Source organism: Micropruina sp. (assembly GCF_047602085.1).
Classification (GTDB): Bacteria; Actinomycetota; Actinomycetes; order Propionibacteriales; family Propionibacteriaceae; genus Micropruina.
On record NZ_JASGID010000002.1, the window covers coordinates 583,885 to 601,047 of the forward strand.

General features: G+C 69.6%; 11 protein-coding genes and 1 pseudogene. 9 read left to right on the forward strand and 3 right to left on the reverse strand.

Annotation, left to right across the window (positions count from 1 at the left end; translation table 11 throughout):
• Window positions 1-8: 8 nt before the first annotated feature.
• The gene (locus QM721_RS03475) at window positions 9-431 is read left to right on the forward strand and encodes a hypothetical protein (RefSeq protein WP_415119023.1); all 423 of its coding nucleotides are present in this window, start codon (window positions 9-11) and stop codon (window positions 429-431) included.
• Between the two features lie 69 nt (window positions 432-500).
• On the opposite strand, the gene QM721_RS03480 is transcribed toward QM721_RS03475, so the two are convergent.
• On the reverse strand, window positions 501-3,692 hold the full coding sequence (locus QM721_RS03480; RefSeq protein ID WP_415119025.1) for a S8 family serine peptidase: 3,192 nt from the start codon (window positions 3,690-3,692) through the stop codon (window positions 501-503).
• A gap of 274 nt (window positions 3,693-3,966) precedes the next feature.
• Here QM721_RS03480 and QM721_RS03485 point away from each other — a divergent pair, with 274 nt between their 5' ends.
• The 8 genes and pseudogenes from QM721_RS03485 (at window position 3,967) to QM721_RS03520 (ending at window position 16,089) form a co-directional block, all read left to right on the forward strand.
• Window positions 3,967-6,177, forward strand: a complete 2,211-nt coding sequence (locus QM721_RS03485) for a hypothetical protein (RefSeq protein ID WP_415119027.1) — start codon at window positions 3,967-3,969, stop codon at window positions 6,175-6,177.
• Window positions 6,178-6,443: 266 nt separating this feature from the next.
• Window positions 6,444-11,174: pseudogene (locus QM721_RS03490) on the forward strand (biotin carboxylase N-terminal domain-containing protein); the annotation flags it as partial.
• Window positions 11,175-11,317: 143 nt separating this feature from the next.
• A complete protein-coding gene (locus QM721_RS03495) occupies window positions 11,318-11,725 on the forward strand; it encodes a carboxyl transferase domain-containing protein (protein WP_415119029.1) in 408 nt (135 codons plus the stop codon).
• A gap of 2 nt (window positions 11,726-11,727) precedes the next feature.
• The gene (locus tag QM721_RS03500; protein ID WP_415119031.1) at window positions 11,728-11,895 is read left to right on the forward strand and encodes a hypothetical protein; all 168 of its coding nucleotides are present in this window, start codon (window positions 11,728-11,730) and stop codon (window positions 11,893-11,895) included.
• A 141-nt stretch (window positions 11,896-12,036) separates the two neighbouring features.
• The gene (locus QM721_RS03505; RefSeq protein WP_415119033.1) at window positions 12,037-12,987 is read left to right on the forward strand and encodes an aldose epimerase family protein; all 951 of its coding nucleotides are present in this window, start codon (window positions 12,037-12,039) and stop codon (window positions 12,985-12,987) included.
• A 66-nt stretch (window positions 12,988-13,053) separates the two neighbouring features.
• Entirely contained in the window at window positions 13,054-13,857 is an 804-nt protein-coding gene (gene yaaA, locus QM721_RS03510; protein WP_415119035.1) for a peroxide stress protein YaaA, read from the forward strand.
• A gap of 542 nt (window positions 13,858-14,399) precedes the next feature.
• Complete coding sequence (locus QM721_RS03515; RefSeq protein WP_415119037.1) at window positions 14,400-15,416, forward strand: zinc-dependent alcohol dehydrogenase family protein; 1,017 nt, start codon at window positions 14,400-14,402, stop codon at window positions 15,414-15,416.
• Window positions 15,417-15,522: 106 nt separating this feature from the next.
• On the forward strand, window positions 15,523-16,089 hold the full coding sequence (locus tag QM721_RS03520) for a hypothetical protein (RefSeq protein ID WP_415119039.1): 567 nt from the start codon (window positions 15,523-15,525) through the stop codon (window positions 16,087-16,089).
• A gap of 15 nt (window positions 16,090-16,104) precedes the next feature.
• On the opposite strand, the gene QM721_RS03525 is transcribed toward QM721_RS03520, so the two are convergent.
• Together QM721_RS03525 and QM721_RS03530 are read right to left on the reverse strand one after the other, a co-directional pair.
• Entirely contained in the window at window positions 16,105-16,599 is a 495-nt protein-coding gene (locus QM721_RS03525; RefSeq protein WP_415119041.1) for a SixA phosphatase family protein, read from the reverse strand.
• Window positions 16,596-17,144 (reverse strand): inorganic diphosphatase, encoded by a 549-nt coding sequence (locus tag QM721_RS03530; RefSeq protein WP_415119043.1) that lies wholly within the window; start codon window positions 17,142-17,144, stop codon window positions 16,596-16,598. Before QM721_RS03530 ends, QM721_RS03525 begins: the two co-directional genes overlap by 4 nt.
• Between the last annotated feature and the right edge of the window lie 19 nt (window positions 17,145-17,163).

Sequence of the window (17,163 nt, forward strand, 5' to 3'; positions counted from 1 at the left end):
CTTGGTGGATGCGCCGCATCGGATTCATCGCCGCCCTGCTGCTGCTGAGCGCCTGCACCGCCACCACCCCCGACGCCAGGCCGAGCAACCCCGCCACCCGGTTTCAGACCACCGAGCCGTTGCCCTCGGTGAGCGCTCCCTCGGGCGTGCCCACCGCACTGTCGGAGGCCCGGTTGAGCGCCATTCGCGACGATCTGAGCAAGCGTGGCAAGGCGTCCGACCCGTTGCGGGTGATCAGCGCCCACAGCGTCACCTTCAGCGACGGCTCGCTGGGCTGCCCGCAGCCGGGCCAGCAATACCCGCAGGCGCAGGTGAACGGCATGCGGGTGCTGGTCGAGGTCGCCGGAACCCGCTACGACTACCGCTTCGGCCGCACCGACAGTCCGCGGCTCTGCGAGAACGGCCCAGCCGCCACGTCGTCCACCCGCTGACGAGCGGCTCGGCAAGACGACCGACGCCCCCGGAAATATCCCGGGGGCGTCGGCGTTGCGGGTGAAAGGTCAGGGCGCCGGCAGCAGCAGCGCCTCGTTCTTGCCCGATTTGTTGTCGACGACGACCACCATCGTGCCCAGCGGATCCTGGGTGGCGAGCTGGGTCGGGTCGAAGGTCAGGCCGACGGTCTTGGTGCCGTTGACCGGCACCGTCACGGTGTCGCCGTTGCTGATCGCCTTGTTGAAGGGGTCATAGCTGGCCACCGAGTCGAACTCGTCCGAATCCGTGCCGGTCGCGTCGTAGCTGACAACGGAGTAGTCGAAGGCACCGGTGATGCCCAGGTCAGAGGCGTAGGCCGGCAGCAGAATCGTGCTGCTGTCGGTCGGCGCCTGGGCCAGGAAACCAGAGGCGTAGAGGTCGCCGGTGGCGATCTTGTAGAGGAACACCTCGGTCAGTCCGTCGGCAGACTCGTCGCGAATAGCGCCCGAGTCGAAGCTGAACACGGCCCAGTCGAATGTGCCGTCCTGGTCGACGTCGATCAGCACGTCGAACTCCTGGGTGGCCGCAGTTGACCAGCGCGTCCAGTTGTTCACCGCGAACACCAGCAACTGGTCGTCGCCGGTATCGATCGACTGCGCGCCGGCCGCGCGCAGGTCGAAGCCGGTGCCCGAGCTGACATCCTTGGGGTCTTTCAGCCCCCAGGTGTAGAAGTCGGCCAGTGCCGGCAGCGCACCCTTGGGGTTGGTCAGCTTGACGTTCGCCTTGCCCGGCGTGGGCGAGGTGGTGCTTTGTGTCGCGCTGGGTGAGGCAGACGGTGAGTTCGTGCTCTGGGTCGGTGACGGCGAAGCAGATTTCGTCTGGTTCGTGCCCCCACCGTCGATGGTCACGCCTGTGGTCAGCCCGGGCGAGACGGTCACCGTCTGCTTGGCCGCCACCGTGGCCGAGGCGCGTGGCACCAGCAGGTAGGGGACGTACAGCGTGCCCTTGCCGTTGGTGGCGATCTTGATGTTGCCCGACACCTCCTTGAAACCGAACTGGTCGTCGCCCAGCGAACTGCCCACCTTGGACGCCTTGGCCTTGAGCTTCACCCGCACGGTGCGGCTGCTCTTGGCCGGCACCACGACGACCTTCTTGCTGAATGTGATCGACGCGGCGACGCTCTGGCTGGTCTTGGCGTTGCTCAGCACGAAGATGGCGCGCTTGCTGCCCTTATTCACCAGGGTGAGTTTCTTCACCCCGGAGAAGCTGGTGCTCGACTCGGCGAAGCCGTAGCTGAGGGTGGCCTCCGACACTGTGCCGCCCGTGACCTTGTACTGGTCGCCGATGGCGAACACCGAGGTGTCGACCGCCTGCTTGGCGTCGACCAGCCCGCCGCCCAGGGTGAGCCGGTAGGCGGCCAGCTTCTTGTAGTCGGCGGTGCTGACCAGGGCGCTGCTGATCTGATTGGCGGTCCACTTCTTGTGCGCCTGCCGGGCCAGGGCCGCGACGCCGGCGACGTGCGGGGCCGCCATCGACGTGCCCGACATCACCTCTGCTTCGGTGCCGGTGCCAACCGCCACCGAACTGATGCTCACCCCGGGTGCCGAGATGGACGGTTTCAGGCCGCTGTCGCCGTTGCGGGGGCCACCTGAGCTGAACGAGCCATAGTCGTTGAAGCCGGGGTTGGTCAGCGACTTGGCCGCCAGGGTCACGCTCTTGCCGGCCGCCGCGATTAGCGCGGGGCCGTCGGTGCTGGGCACGCCCAGGAACGGAATCGTGACGGTGTACGCGGTGCTGTCATCGGGGTTGGACGTGATCGCACCCTCGTACGGCGGGTAGCTGGTGTCGCTGTTCACCATGATCACCGCGGCCGCGCCGGCCTGCTGGCCGAAGATCGCCTTGGCCACCCGCGCGCAGGTGCCGCGGGTGACGATGGCGATCTGGTTGCCGCCCGGGGTGATGCCCGCGGCGGTGAACGAGGCCGTGTCGCAGCCCAGTGAGTTGGTGTTCACGATGGTGAAGGGACCGGTGGGCAGCGGGTCGGCCCCGTTGGCGTTGATCGCGTCCAGCGTGGTGCCGTTGAAGCTCAGCACGGCACCCGAAAAGAGGGCGGTCGAGTCGACCGCGGCTACGTTGATGATGCCCTTGGCCACGCCCGGGCTGCCGCTGATGTAGGGGTTCGGCCCGCTGTTGCCGGCCGAGGCGACCACCACGACGCCGGCCGCCTGCGCGTTCTGCGCGGCGATCGCGTCGGAGTCGCTGGCCTTGCCGAACGAGGAGCCCAGCGACATGTTGATCACCTGCATCTTGTGCTTGACGGCCCAGTCGATGGCCTCGGTGACCACGTCGGTGGAGCCGTCGCAGCCGAACACACGCAGCGCATACAGGTCGGCCTCCGGCGCCACACCCGGGCCCACCTTGAAGCTGGTGCTGGTGGTGGAGGTGTCGTACGGGCCGGTATAAGTGGTGCCGTCGGCGTTCACGCCGCTGCCGGCCGTGGTGCCCGCCACATGGGAGCCGTGCCCCTGGCAGTCCAGCGGGTTGGCATCGGGGTGGGCGACAGGCTGGTAGCTGTCGCTGCTCGAATCGGCGTTGTACGAGTCGCCGACGAAGTCCCAGCCGCCCTTGACCCGGGCCGAAGTCGGGCCGAACAGGTCAGGGTCGGCGGTCGTGGTTTCGTTCGCGTGAGCCGTCTCGTAGGCTTCGGTGGTGCCGGGGCCGCCGAAGTCGGCATGGGTGTAGTCGATGCCGGTGTCGATGATCGCCACCTTGACGTTCTTGCCGGTGTAGCCGGTGCTCTGCCACACCTTGGGCACCCCCAGGTACGGCACGCTGACCGTGTTGTCGAGGGTGTGCACGGGGGCCTGGGTCACCGACTTCACCCCTTCGAGCTGCGAGACGGCCCGCACCTGCGAACGCGGCAGGGTGACCCGCATGCCGTTGTAGGCCGACTGCATCTGCGACAGCACCTTGCCCCCGCGGTCTTTAATGTCGGCCTTGACTTGATCCTGCGACTTCTTTAGCTGCGTGCGAATCTGCGTGGCGCGGGCGTTCGACACGGGGCCGCTCTGCGCCTCGACCACCGCGACGGGGTCTCCGGTCAGTTCGACCATGACGGTCACCTTGGAGTTCTTGTCGGCGTAGCCGGGCACGAACGTGGAGTCGATCTTGCCCTTGGTGGGGGTGTCGTCGAAGCGGTCGACGCCGGTGTCGGCGTAAGCGATGGAGGGAATCGTCAAGGCGAGTGCGCCCGTGGCGATCAGTAGTTTCCGCCGTAGCAAGATGTGCCCAGCCTTTCTGCAAAGGGTGCTCGGAGCGCAGAGGGTGGCGCCCACCAAGACGACGCTATGTAGCCGCCAGGTTGCTAGTCAACGAATCACCCAAGGTGAGGTTGAGAGGTTGGGCGGGGCTCACGGCAGGGTGGGGCCAAAGGTTGACGCAGTCGTTACCTGCGGGTGGCCGGTTGACGCTGTGAGCATCGCGGCGGCGTCTTGTGGGTGTGACTCACGTTGCCCGGCATGGTGCAATTGGGTAGAGCCAGCTACCAGGGAACCCATGAATCAGCACACAGACACCTTTGCCCAACGCACCCGCAGGTTGACCTCAGAGGTGCAACGGCTGCGCGACTGGGCCGGGGGTGACCCGCAACGGCTGGGACGGGTGGCCGATGCACTGGTCGAGCTGACCGGGCACCGGCTGGCCGGTCACGCCTGGGCCGAAGCGGCACCGAGCGCACAAGAGGCCGTGATGCTCTCGGCGAAGGTGTTGGCACAGCACGGTCCGGTGGGGCCGTACACCCCGCGCGGCGATGCCGTCCGCTCGGTGACGGCGCTGGTGCACCTGGCGGTGATCCAGTCCGCAGCGGGCCTGGCCGAGGGCGCCGAGCAGAGCTTGGCGGCCGCCTTCGCGTTGCGAGGGCAATTGAGCCGGCTGGAGCTGGACGCCGCCCTCGACCCAGCGACCATCGGCTGGGCGTTGCTCACCTGGGCCAGGGTTGCCCTGGCCGGCGGCGATCTCGCGGCGGCCAACGCACGGGCCGACGCCGCAGTGGCGGTGGGCGTGGTTGGCCAACTGGGTGTTGACATCGACCGCGCCGCCGCCGAGGCCCGCTGGGCCGCGGGTTGGCCGGAGCCGTCGGTGGAGCACGACCTGCGCGCGGTGGAGCGCTACGACGCCGAGGCGCTGCCGGTGCTGCAGCACCCGGCGGGAGCTCCGGCGGCGCTGCTCGAGCGACTCAGCGAGCCGCTGTTCGGGCTGTACAGCGAAACCGCCGACCGGGTGCTGCTGATCGGTGCCCACGCTGTGGGGCTGACCCTGCGGCGACGCCTGGTCGATCTGCTCGGGGCACTGGCAGTGCGCCGTCCGGCACTGCAGCCGCTGCTGGTCACGGCGCTTGGCGATCTGGCCGACGATCTACGCAGTTGCGGCCGTCGCGCCGAGGCCGACGACGCGGCCGAGTTGGCCGCGTCGATCGCGGGTGAGGGCGATGAGGCGCGTCCGGACTCGCGGGTGCGTACCCCGCTGGGCGCCCAGACGTCGTGGGCCGCGCTGCCGCCAGCCGAGGTGTTCGGTGTTCGGGTGGGCGCGCAGGGCGAGGCGAGCGGACGCCTGGCGGCCTGGCGCGGGCCGGCGGACGCCGCCGAGCAGCGGTTGCGCGCCGAGGCAGAGGCCCGACTTCTCGACCGGGCCGAGGTGCAGGCGGCGGAGCGGGAGCGCGCCGAACGCGAGGCCGCCGAGCGGGTGGAGCGTCAGCGGCGGCAGGCCGCCGACGAGGCGCAGGCGCGGCGGCTGGCCGAGCAGCAGGCGGCGCAGGCGGCCGAGATCGAGCGGCTGGAGAAGCAGCGCCGCCGGGCCGAGCGAATCGCCGAGCACGAGCGGCAGGCCGAGCGTGAGGCGGCCGAACGCGAGGCCGCGTTGCGCGCCCGGGTGAGCGAAGAGACCGCTGCCGAGCGGGCAGAACGTGAAGAGCTGGAGCGGTTGGCCGCCGAGTTGGCGGCACTCGAGACGGCACAGGCCGCCGAACTGGAACGCGAACTGGCACAGGCCGAGGCGGTGCGCGACGCCGAGCGTGCCACCGAGCAGATCGAGGTGTACGAGCAGGAGGCCCTGGCTGAGGCCGAAGCGGTGGTGGAGCAGGTCGCGACCGAGCCGATGGTCGAGCCTGTCGAACCGGACTCGATGGTCGGGCCTGTCGAACCGGACTCGATGGTCGGGCCTGTCGAACCGGACTCGATGGTCGGGCCTGTCGCACCGGACTCGATGGTCGAGCCTGTCGAACCGGACTCGATGGTCGGGCCTGTCGCACCGGACTCGATGGTCGAGCCTGTCGAGACCGTGGACGAACCGACTCCCGACACTTCACAGCGGGAACGAATCCCTGACCAGGAACGGGCCGCCCGCCGTGACGAGGATGCGGCCGAACGCGAACGACTAGCGGCCCAGCGGGTAGATGCAGAACGGCCGGCCGCCGAACTGGCCGCGGCCGAGCTGGCCGAGCGCGAGCAGTTGGCCACTGAGCAGGACGCCCTCGAACAGGCGCGGCAGAGCGTCGAGCAGGCCAGCGGACGACGCGAGACACGTGATGCCACCGAGGCGCTCGTCGACGAACTCCGCGGACGCTACGAGGCTGATCCCGCCACCTACCTCAACGACTATCTGGACGCGCTCGACCACCTCGCCACCGCCCGCTGGCAGGCCGGTGACTGGTGGGGTTCGCGCGAGCCGTCCAAAGCGGCCAAGGCACTGCGCCGGCAGCACGGCCTGTGACGCGGCGACCTGAACCGGGGCTTGTAGGAACCTGCCAAACCTGGCTGCTGAGGCTTGGTGCATCTGCACAGCGCAAGCGTGACGGCACCGGTCAATCTGCGACTTGTCGCTCGGGTCGTCTCGCCATCAACGCGCAGACGTGGAAGATTTCGTAGGCGGGCCTGCCAACCGCGCCCAGGCAGAGCTCGCCAGGCGTACCCGGGGGCAAGCGTGAGGAGGCATGGGTGTACAAACGCATCGCGATCGTGAATCGGGGCGAGGCGGCCATGCGGCTGATCCACGCCGTCCGCGACCTGAACGCGGAGCACCCCGGTGCCGATCCGATCACGGTGATCGCGCTCTACACCGACGCCGAACGCACCGCGATGTTCGCCCGCGAAGCCGACGAGGCCTACCCGCTGGGGCCGGCCTCAAAGCGTCCGTACCTCAACCATGAGCTGCTGGCCGACGTGCTGACCCAGGCTCGGGCCGATGCGGTGTGGGTCGGCTGGGGCTTCGTCGCCGAAGACGCCGCCTTCGCCGAACTGGTCGAGTCGCTGGGCATCACGTTCATTGGCCCCTCGGGCGAGGCCATGCGCAAACTGGGCGACAAGATCGGTTCGAAGCTGATCGCCGAAGAGGTCGGGGTGCCGGTGGCGCCCTGGTCGCGCGGCGGCGTCGACACCCTTGACGACGCGCTGGCCGCGGCGCAGCGGATCGGCTACCCGTTGATGCTCAAGGCCACCGCCGGGGGCGGCGGCCGCGGCATTCGCAAGGTCGAGAACGCCGCCGACCTCACCGATGCCTATCAGCGCACCCGTGACGAGGCTGAGCGGGCCTTCGGTTCGGGCGTGGTGTTTCTCGAGAAGCTGGTCACCGGCGCCCGGCACGTCGAGGTGCAGGTGATCGCCGACGGTCAGGGCACCGCCTGGGCGCTGGGCGTGCGGGACTGCTCGGTGCAGCGACGCAACCAGAAGATCATCGAAGAGTCGGCCTCGCCGCTGCTGGAGCGCGAACAGACCGACGAGCTGAAGGCGGCCGCCGAGCGGCTGGCACTGGCGGTCGACTACCGCGGTGCCGGCACCGTCGAATTCCTCTATCACCCGCAGGATCGCGCCTTCGCCTTTCTCGAGGTCAACACCCGGCTGCAGGTCGAGCACCCGATCACCGAGGTGACCAACGACTTCGACCTGGTCAAGGCGCAGCTTCAGGTGGCGGCCGGCCACCGGCTCACCCAGCGCCCGACCGAGTTCGGGCATGCCGTCGAGGCCCGGCTGAACGCCGAAGACCCCGATCGCGACTTCGCCCCCGCTCCGGGTCGGATCACCCGGCTCAACCTGCCCGCCGGCCCCGGCATCCGGGTCGACACCGGTGTGGCCGAGGGCGATAGCATTCCGGCCGATTTCGACTCGATGATCGCCAAGATCATCGCGTTCGGACGTGACCGCACCGAGGCCCTGGGCCGATTGCGCCGGGCCATGGGCGAGACCACCGTGGTGATCGAGGGCGGTGCCACCAACAAGAGCTTCGTGCTCGAACTGCTCGACCAGCCCGAGGTGGTCGGGGCGCCGGGCGTCGAGTGGGCCGACACCGGCTGGATCGACCGGGTGCGCGGCGAGGGCCGGCTGGTCAGCGACGCTCACTCGGGCATCGCGCTGGTCGCCTCGGCCATTCAGGCCTACTCCGACGCCGAGCAGGTCGAGATCGCCCGGTTGCTCGAAACCGCGCACGGCGGACGCCCGCAGGTGCAGCATTCGGTCGGACGCGCCGTCGACCTCAAGCTGCGCGGCGTCACCTACCAGGCGACGGCGTTCCGGATCGGCCCCGAGCGTTACCGGGTACGGGTCGCGCAGGGTGAGGCCGCCAGTGTCGTCGACGCGTCGCTGCAGCGGTTGGACGACTTTCACAGCCGGCTCACCGTCGGCGACGAACGGTTCCGGCTGGTGTCGGCCACCCATGGCCCGGTGCACCTGGTCGAGGTGAACGGCGTCACCCACCGGGTGAGTCGCGATGAGGGCGGGGTGCTGCGCTCGCCCGCGCCGGCGCTCGTGGTGGCCACCCCGGCGGCGGTCGGCGAGCAGGTGCCGGCCGGGGCGCCGGTGCTGGTGCTGGAGTCGATGAAGATGGAGACGGTGCTGGTCGCCCCCTTCGCCTGCCGGGTCAAGGAGTTGCTGGTGATGACCGGCAGCCAGGTCGAGACCATGGCCCCGCTGCTGCGGCTCGAACCGGTCGCCGACGACGACGGGCCCAACGAGCAGTCCGCGGCCCAGGCCGGTCCGGGCCTGGAGCTGCCGCAGTGCCGGCCGATCACCGACCCCGGCGAGCGTTCGCGCCGGCTGCTCGCCGACCTGTCGGCGCTGGTGATGGGGTTCGACGCCGACCCCGGCTACCGCCCGCTGGCGCAGTACCTGGCGGCCCGGGCCGACCTGCAGGCCGGCGGAGTCGACGTGATGGCCGGCGAGATTCCGCTGATAGGCCTGTTCGCCGATGTGGCCGAGCTGAGCCGCAACCGTCCGGCGGGCGAACACGCCAGCACCGAGTTGCGGGTGCACAGCGACCGCGAGCATTTTCACCGCTACCTGCAGAGCCTCGATGCCGAGCGAGCCGGGCTGCCCACCGAGTTCACCGCCCGGCTGGCCAAGGTGCTGGGACACTACTGGGTGGACGACCTGACCCGCACGCCCGCGCTGGAACAGGCGGTGTTCCGCGTCTTCCTGGCGCAGCAGCGGTTCGCCTCCGACGTGCAGGTGATCAGCTCGCTGCTGGAACGCTGGATCACCGAGCCGGCCCCCTCGGCCGACGTGGCCACCCTGGCTCGGGCCGAACTCGAGCGGCTGGTGCGGGCCACCCAGCGGCGGTTCCCCGTGGTCGGCGACCTGGCCCGCAGCATTCGGTTCCGCTGGTTCGACCAGCCGCAGGTCGACGCCGAGCGCAACCGGGTGTTGGACGGGGTGCGCGACGAGGTGGCGGCGCTGGCCGCCAACCCGCAGGCGGCCGATCGAGACGAGCGCATAGCGGCGCTGTCGCAGATTCCCGAGCACACCGTCGGCTTTCTGGCCGAACGCCTCGAAGCCGGGGTGCCGGCCGAAGAGCCGATGCTCGAGGTGCTGGCGCGCAAGCACTACGGTGACTTCGGCCTGCACGACCTGCGCGGACGCACCGTCGACGGGCGCGCGACGGCGGTGGGCAATTATCGGCTCGAGGGTAGTCCCACCCGGGTGGTGTCGACGCTCGGCCGCTACGACGAACTCGCCGGTGACGGACCGGTCTGCTCGGTCGTGCGCGCCTTGCTCGGTGAGTACGCCGAGGGCGAAGACGCCGTGGTCGAGCTGTACATCTCGTGGCCGGACGCTCCCGACGTCGATCGAGCCGGCGCCGTGCTGGAGGCGTTACTGGCCGACTGGTCACTGGTCCAGACCGTCCGCCGGATCGTGGTGGCGGTCTGCGATCACCGCTCGGAACCCCGCTACCTGACCTTTCGCTGGACCACCGGCGGCGAGATCGCCGAAGACACCCGGATTCGCGGCGTGCACCCGATGGTGGCCCGGCGGCTCGACCTGTGGCGGTTGCGTGAGTTCGACGTCACCCGGCTGCCGGCACCTGAAGACGTGTTGCTGTTCGACTGCGTGGCCAAGTCGAACCCGGCCGACCGCCGCCTGGTGGCGATGGCGCAGGTGCGCCAACTCGCACCGGTGCGCGACGTGAGCGGACGGCTGGTCGGCCTGCCGCACGCCGAACGCGCGGTCGAGAACTGCCTGGAGGCGATCAGGCGCACCCGCGCGGCCCGGGGCAGCGAGGGCAACCGGCTCGACATGAACCACGTCTGGGTACACGTGTGGCCGGTGATCGATCTCGACTACAAAGACATCGCGGCGCTGCAGGCCAAGATCACGCCGCTCGGCCAGGGCACCGGCATCGAAGAGGTGCTGGCCCAGGGGCGTTTCAACCAGCCGGGCGCGGGCGTCATTCCGCTGACGGTGCGGTTTCATTACCGGCCCGGCTCGGGGGTGGCCACCGCTATTGAGCCGCCGCCCACGGAGCCCTTGCAACCGCTGGACGACTACGCCGGACGGGTGCTGCGCGCCCGGCGCCGCGGCCTGGTGTACCCCTACGAGCTCAGCGACGTGCTGGCCGGCCGCGGCGGCACGATCACCGAACTCGACCTTGATGAGCACAACGTGCTGGTGCCGGTGCAGCGCGCGCCCGGGCTGAATCGGGCCGGCATCATCTGCGCGCTGGTCACCACGCCCACCCCGGGGTACCCCGAGGGCCTCACCCGGGTGGCGCTGTCGGGCGACCCGACCCGCGGGCTGGGGGCGGTGGCCGAACCGGAATGCCGGCGGATCATCGCCGCGCTCGACCTCGCCGAACGCAGGCAGATTCCGGTGGAGTGGTTCACGCTCAGCTCAGGAGCGCGGATCTCGATGGATTCGGGCACCGAGAACATGGACTGGGTGGGTGCCGCGCTGCGCCGAATCATCGAGTTCACCCAGGCCGGCGGCGAGATCAACGTGGTGGTGGCCGGCATCAACGTGGGCGCCCAGCCGTACTGGAATGCCGAGGCCACGATGCTGATGCACACCAAGGGCATCTTGGTGATGACGCCCGACTCGGCCATGGTGCTCACCGGCAAGCAGACCCTCGACTTTTCGGGCAGCGTGTCGGCCGAAGACAACTTCGGCATCGGCGGCTACGACCGGGTGATGGGGCCGAACGGGCAGGCCCAGTACTGGGCGAGCGACCTGCCGGGCGCCTTCCGCATTCTGATGGGGCATTACGACCACACCTACGTGATGCCGGGCGAGTCTGGGCCGCGCCGCATGCCCACGTCCGACCCCTGTGACCGGGACGTCTCCGGTTACCCGCACGAGGGCGAGTTCGCCACCGTCGGCGAGATCTTCACCGCCAACCCCGACCGCAAGAAGCCCTTCGACATTCGCACCGTAATGGCTGCCGTCACCGACGCCGACCATCCCCGCAGCGAGCGCTGGGCGGGCATGGCGGATGCCGAGACGGCAGTGGTGATGGACGCCCGGATCGGCGGGCATTCGATCTGCCTGGTGGGCATCGAATCCAAGCCGGTGCCCCGGGCCGGCTTCCGCCCACCGATGGCCCAGACACCTACACCGCCGGAACCCTGTTCCCGCGGTCGAGTAAGAAGGTGGCCCGGGCGCTCAACGCGGCGTCCGGCAATCGCCCGGTGGTGGTGCTGGCGAACCTGTCCGGGTTCGACGGATCGCCCGAATCGATGCGCAACCTGCAACTCGAGTACGGCGCCGAGATCGGACGGGCAGTGGTCAACTTCGACGGCCCGATCGTCTTCGTGGTGATCTCGCGTTACCACGGCGGTGCCTTCGTGGTGTTCTCCAAGACGCTCAACGAAAATATGACGGTGCTGGCGCTCGAGGGTTCGTTCGCCTCGGTGATCGGTGGGGCCCCGCGGCCGCGGTGGTGTTCGCCGGTGACGTCGCGAAGCGCACCGCGGCCGACCCTCGAGTGTGCGACCTCGAGGCGCGGCTGCGCTCGGCCGGGCCGTTGGAGCGTCCGGGCTTGCAGGCTGAACTCTTAGACGTGCGCGCCGCAGTGCGGGCCGAGAAGATCAGCGAGGTGGCGGCGGAATTCGACGGGGTGCACAACATTCAGCGGGCAGCCCGGGTCGGCTCGGTCGACAAGGTGATCAACCCGACGCGGCTGCGTCCCGAGATCATCGCGGCCATCGAGGCCCACCAGTCCCGCTGAGCCCAGAGCGGTCGGGGTGGCTCGGCTACGATCCGGGCATGGCCACCCTTGTGCTCACCCTCAGCGGCGATGATCGCGCCCACCTGGAACGCCTCGCCGACGGGCTGCTGGTCGACGTCAGCCCGGCTGCCGGTTGAGCAGATGACCAGCACGAGCAAGGACGTGATTCGGCTCGAGGGCTACGGGCTGGCCGTGGAGTTGCTGCCGCTGGGCGCGAGTCTGCACGCCTTCGAGGTGCACGACGCCGCCGGCGGACGGCGCAACCTGGTGCTCTCGCGTGGTGACGTGACCCGGCACGACCCGTTCTTTCTGGGCGCATCGGTGGGGCGCTACGCCAACCGCATCGCCGGTGCGAGCTTCGTTCTCGACGGCCTGCGCCACCAGTTGGCGGCGAACGAGCACGGCAATCAGTTGCACGGCGGTCCGGCGGGCTTCGCGACACGGCTGTGGACCATCGAGGCGGTGACCGATCACTCGGCCAGCTTCGGCCTGGTCAGCCCGGACGGCGATCAGGGGTTTCCGGGTCGCCTCGCGGTGATCGCGCACTACGAGCTGGTCGAGGGCGGTGCTCGGGTCAACTACCAGGCCACCACCGACGCCGCCACCGTGATCAACCTCACCACCCACCCCTACTTCAGGCTGGGCGGTGAAACGATCGATGGCCACACCCTCACCGTGGCTGCGTCGGCATACACCCCGGTGCGGCCCGACCTGATTCCCACCGGCGAGCTGGCCGCTGTCGCCGGCACCGCGCTCGACCTTCGCGAGGGCGTCTTGTTGGGGCCGGCGCTGGCCGCGGCCCAAGCCGACGGCAGCGCCTTGGGCGGCGGCTTCGACCACAACTTCGTAGTCGATGGCGAGGGCCTGCGCGAGCACGTCCGGCTGGTCGGGCCGGACGGTCTCACCCTGACGGTGCGCAGCGACGCCCCAGCGGTGCAGCTCTACTCCGGCGAGGCGCTGGGTCGTGCCGGGGTGGCCATCGAGCCGCAGAACTACCCCGACGCGCCCAATCACCCCGGCTTTCCCTCAGCGGTGCTGCGTCCGGGCGAGGTGTACCGAACCACCACCGAGTGGCTGGTGCACGGCGGCTGACCCAAGGTTGCTTCCACGCTCACCGCGATGCGCGCGACGCCCGTCGTGGTTGGCTACCGTTGGCCCGTGCTGGTTCTGCTCTCGCCCGCGAAGTCGCTGGACTTCGACTCGGCCCTGCCCACCCGCAAGCACACGCAGCCGCGGCTGCTGGCCGAGTCGCAGCGGTTGATCGAGGTGATGCGCGGCAGGTCCCCCGCAGAACTCGCCGGGCTGATGCACATCTCGGACGAGCTCGCCGCGCTCAACGCTCAGCGCTACCTCGACTTCGAGACGCCGTTCACGCCGCGCAACGCCCGGCCGGCGGTGCTGGCCTTCGCCGGTGACGTGTACCAAGGCCTGGCGGTGCGGCGGCTGTGGGCCGCGCGCGACTACACCGCTGCCCAGAAGACGGTGCGCATTCTGTCGGGCCTGTACGGGGTGCTCCGCCCGCTCGACCTGATGCAGCCCTACCGGCTCGAGATGGGCCTGCCGATCACCACCGATCGCGGCACCAACCTGTACCAGTTCTGGGGCGACCGGATCACCGAATTATTGCGGGCCGACCTGGCCGAGTCGCCGGGGGCCGAGGTGGTGGTGAACCTGGCCTCGGACGAGTACGCCCGCTCGGTTCGGTTCGCCGACTTCGACCGCCCGGTGATCTCACCCCGGTTCGAAGACACCAATGCGGCCGGCAGGCGCAGCGTGGTGTCGTTCTTCGCCAAGCGTGCCCGCGGCATGCTGGCCGGCTGGCTGGTGCGCGAGCGAGCCCGGACGCCGGGCGCCGTCACCCGGTTCGCCGAGGCCGGCTACCGCTACGACCGCGCCCGCTCGACCCCGCAGCAGCCGGTGTTCGTGCGCAGCTACGAAGACCGTCCCACGGTTGCCGTGTGAGTCAGTGGTGCACGACGGCCTCAACATTGTTGCCGTCAGGGTCGCGCACGAAGGCCCCGTCGTAGCCGTCGTGGTATTTGGGCCACTGAGTCGTAGAACCGTGAGGCGGCGGCCAGGCCCGCCACGTTGATGCCGATGTGATCGATGATCCTGGGTTGAGTCTGACCGGTGCCGCCGACAGTTTCTGGCCACGTCCTGATCGGTGTCGGCTCGTGAAATGACGTCCGATTTGGCAGCGGCCAACGCTCAGCAGGCTTCGTCGGTATGAGAATCCGGCGTCATTTCACGACGGGTGCACCGTTCGGTCTGGAGAGCCGCAAACGCCGGTCAGCAACGATGGACTGCTCGACGTGTGAACCACGCACTGCCCACCGTGTGTCGGCACGGTGAGCCGGGAGATCAAACCCTGCGAACACCCACACAGACCCCCAAAGCGCAGAGCCCCTTTACAGCGCGGACGATCACCGCATCGAGCATCGGCTCGGTACTGCCATGTTCCCCTCCGCTGCGGTGCGCGGGGCCGTGCGCAGTAGGGTGGCCCGATGTACGGCACCATCCTGCACGCTGCCGGCGACGTGCGGTTCGAGCACCGCCCCGACCCGGCGATCGAACAGCCCACCGACGCGATCGTGCGCCTCGTCGCGACCTGCGTGTGCGGCTCAGACCTGTGGCCCTACCGTGGCCTCAGCCCGGTCACCCGGCCCCGTCCGATCGGCCACGAGTACGTCGGCATCGTCGAACAGGTCGGCGATCAGGTCGTCGGTATCACGCCCGGGCAGTTCGTGATCGGCCCGTTCTTCGCCTGCGACAACACCTGCCCCAACTGCCGGGCCGGCTTTCAGTCGGCGTGCGACGACGTGCGGTGGTATGACGGCTGCCAGTCCGAACTGCTCCGGGTGCCGCTGGCTGATGGCACCCTGGTCGCGACGCCTGAGCTGCCGGCGGACGACTTGATCCCCAGCCTGCTCACCCTGTCGGACGTGATGGGCACCGGCTGGCACGCCGCCGTGATGGCCGGTGTGCAACCGGGCATGACGGTGGCCGTGGTCGGTGACGGGGCGGTCGGCCTGTGCGGGGTGCTGGCCAGTGCGCAACTGGGTGCCTCGCGGGTGATCGCGATGAGCCGGCACGAGCCGCGGCAGCGACTGGCCACCAGGTTCGGCGCCACCGACATCGTCGCCGAGCGCGACGCCGCCGGCGTGGCCCGGGTCAGGGAGCTCACCGACGGCGTGGGCGCCGACGTCGTGCTCGAATGCGTCGGCACCGGTGAGGCCATGCTGCAGGCGCTCAGCAGCGTGCGGGCCGGCGGAATGGTCGGCTACGTGGGGGTGCCGCACGGCGTGGAGTTTCCGGTGCGCTCGATGTTCGATCGCAACGTGGGCGTGCGCGGCGGCGTCGCCCCGGTGCGGCAGTACCTGCCCGACCTGATGACCGATGTGCTGGCGCGGGCGATCGAGCCCGGGCTGGTCTTCGACCTCGAACTGCCGCTGGCCCAGGTGGCCGAGGCCTACGCGGCGATGGACTCCCGGCGCGCCATCAAGGTGCTGCTGCGGCCGTAGGGGAACGCGACGAGGGCAACGCGTCGGCCCGCCCACCCGTCGGGGTCGTTTCACAGGCTGTGCCAGAATCGATCAGGCAACCCGTCCGCACCCTGATCGGAAATCCATGCGCTTGTGCGAGGCCTGCGGCCAGCGGCTCGACGAAGCCGTCGACCGCTGCGCCGGCTGCGGGCAGCCGGTCGCAGCCGATGACTCCGAGTCGCCCTCGTCGCCGTCCAGCCCCGACTGGGACCCCGACGCGACGGCCCGGTTCACCCTCAACTGGCCCAGCCACAACAAGCTCAAGAACACCGCGGCGCTGGTGATGCTGACCGTGGCGCTGGTCGCGGCCGTGGTCAGCCTGGCCTGGTTGATCGGGCAGACGGTGGCCACCGGACGTCCGGCCAGCGATAGCACGCCGACGACGTCGGCCAGCTCGACGCCGCTCAGCACGGCGCTGCCGCGCAACACGACGGTGTGCACCCCCGAGGTGGCCCGCAGCGCCACGACCAACTGCACGCTGGCCCGTCGGGTGCTCTCGGCGGTCCGTACGCTGGGCACCGATCTGCCTGCCACATTCCGGGTGACCGTCACCGACCCGCAGACCAAGAAGAACACCACCCTGGTGTGCACCGTGAAGGGATTGATCGAGTGCAGCGGCGGCGACGAGGTGACCGTCTACCTGCGCCGCTAGCCGGTGCCGGGCGGGTCAGCCGGGGTCGACCGGAATCCGGGCGGCGACCAGGGTGGCGCCGCGCAGCTTGGCCCATGATCCGTGCACGGTGAGGCTGGCCAGCGTGGCCGGCGGAAAGCGATACGCGATCACCGACCGGGCCGACGGCTCCGACGACGCGTCCGCCAGTAGGTGCACCAGCGCCGGAATGCCGGGCGCGTGACCGATCACCACCACCGAGTTGTAGCCCTCGGGCACCCCCGTCACCTGACCCAGAATCTGATCGGCCCCCGCGTTGTAGATCTCGTCGCTGGTCCACACCGGCACGCCGAGCCCCAGTGCTTGTGCCGTCTGGCGGGTGCGGGTGGCCGACGAGGCCACAATCAGGTCGACGCCCGTGCTGCGCAGGTGGGCGCCCACCGAACGGGCCTGCTGCACCCCACGCGCACTCAGCGGACGCGCATGGTCGCCGCCGGGGCCGGGCGAGTGCCACTGCGCCTCGGCGTGCCGCATCAGGTGCAGGGTTCTCACTCGGTGCGGGTGAATTCGTTCTCGAAGTCGGTGCCGCTGGCGCGCTTCCAGCTCTGGAAAATCTCTTTCTCGGCCTCGGTGCGGCCGACCCACACCGCGCCCTCGACCGACTTGCCAGGCTCAAGGTCTTTGTAGACGGCGAAGAAGTGCTCGATTTCGAGCAGGGTGAGCTGCGGCAGGTCCTTCAGTTCGGTCAGAAAGTCCTGGCGCTGGTCGGCGACCGGAATGCAGAGCACCTTGTCGTCGCCGCCCATCTCGTCGGTCATCCGGAACATCCCGATCGCGCGACACTCGATCAGCGCACCCGGAAAGGTGGCCTCCGGCACCAGCACCATGGCGTCCAGCGGATCGCCGTCCTGACCGAGCGTGCCCTCGATGAAGCCGTAGTCGTTGGGGTACTGGGTCGAGGTGAACAGGGTGCGGTCGAGCCGAATGCGACCGGTGTGGTGGTCCATCTCGTACTTGTTCTTGGTGCCCTTGGGAATCTCGATCGTCACGTCGAAGTGCAGGCTCGGCTGGATCTTGGGGCGGGTGTAGTCGACCACGGGCGGTTCCCTTCAGATG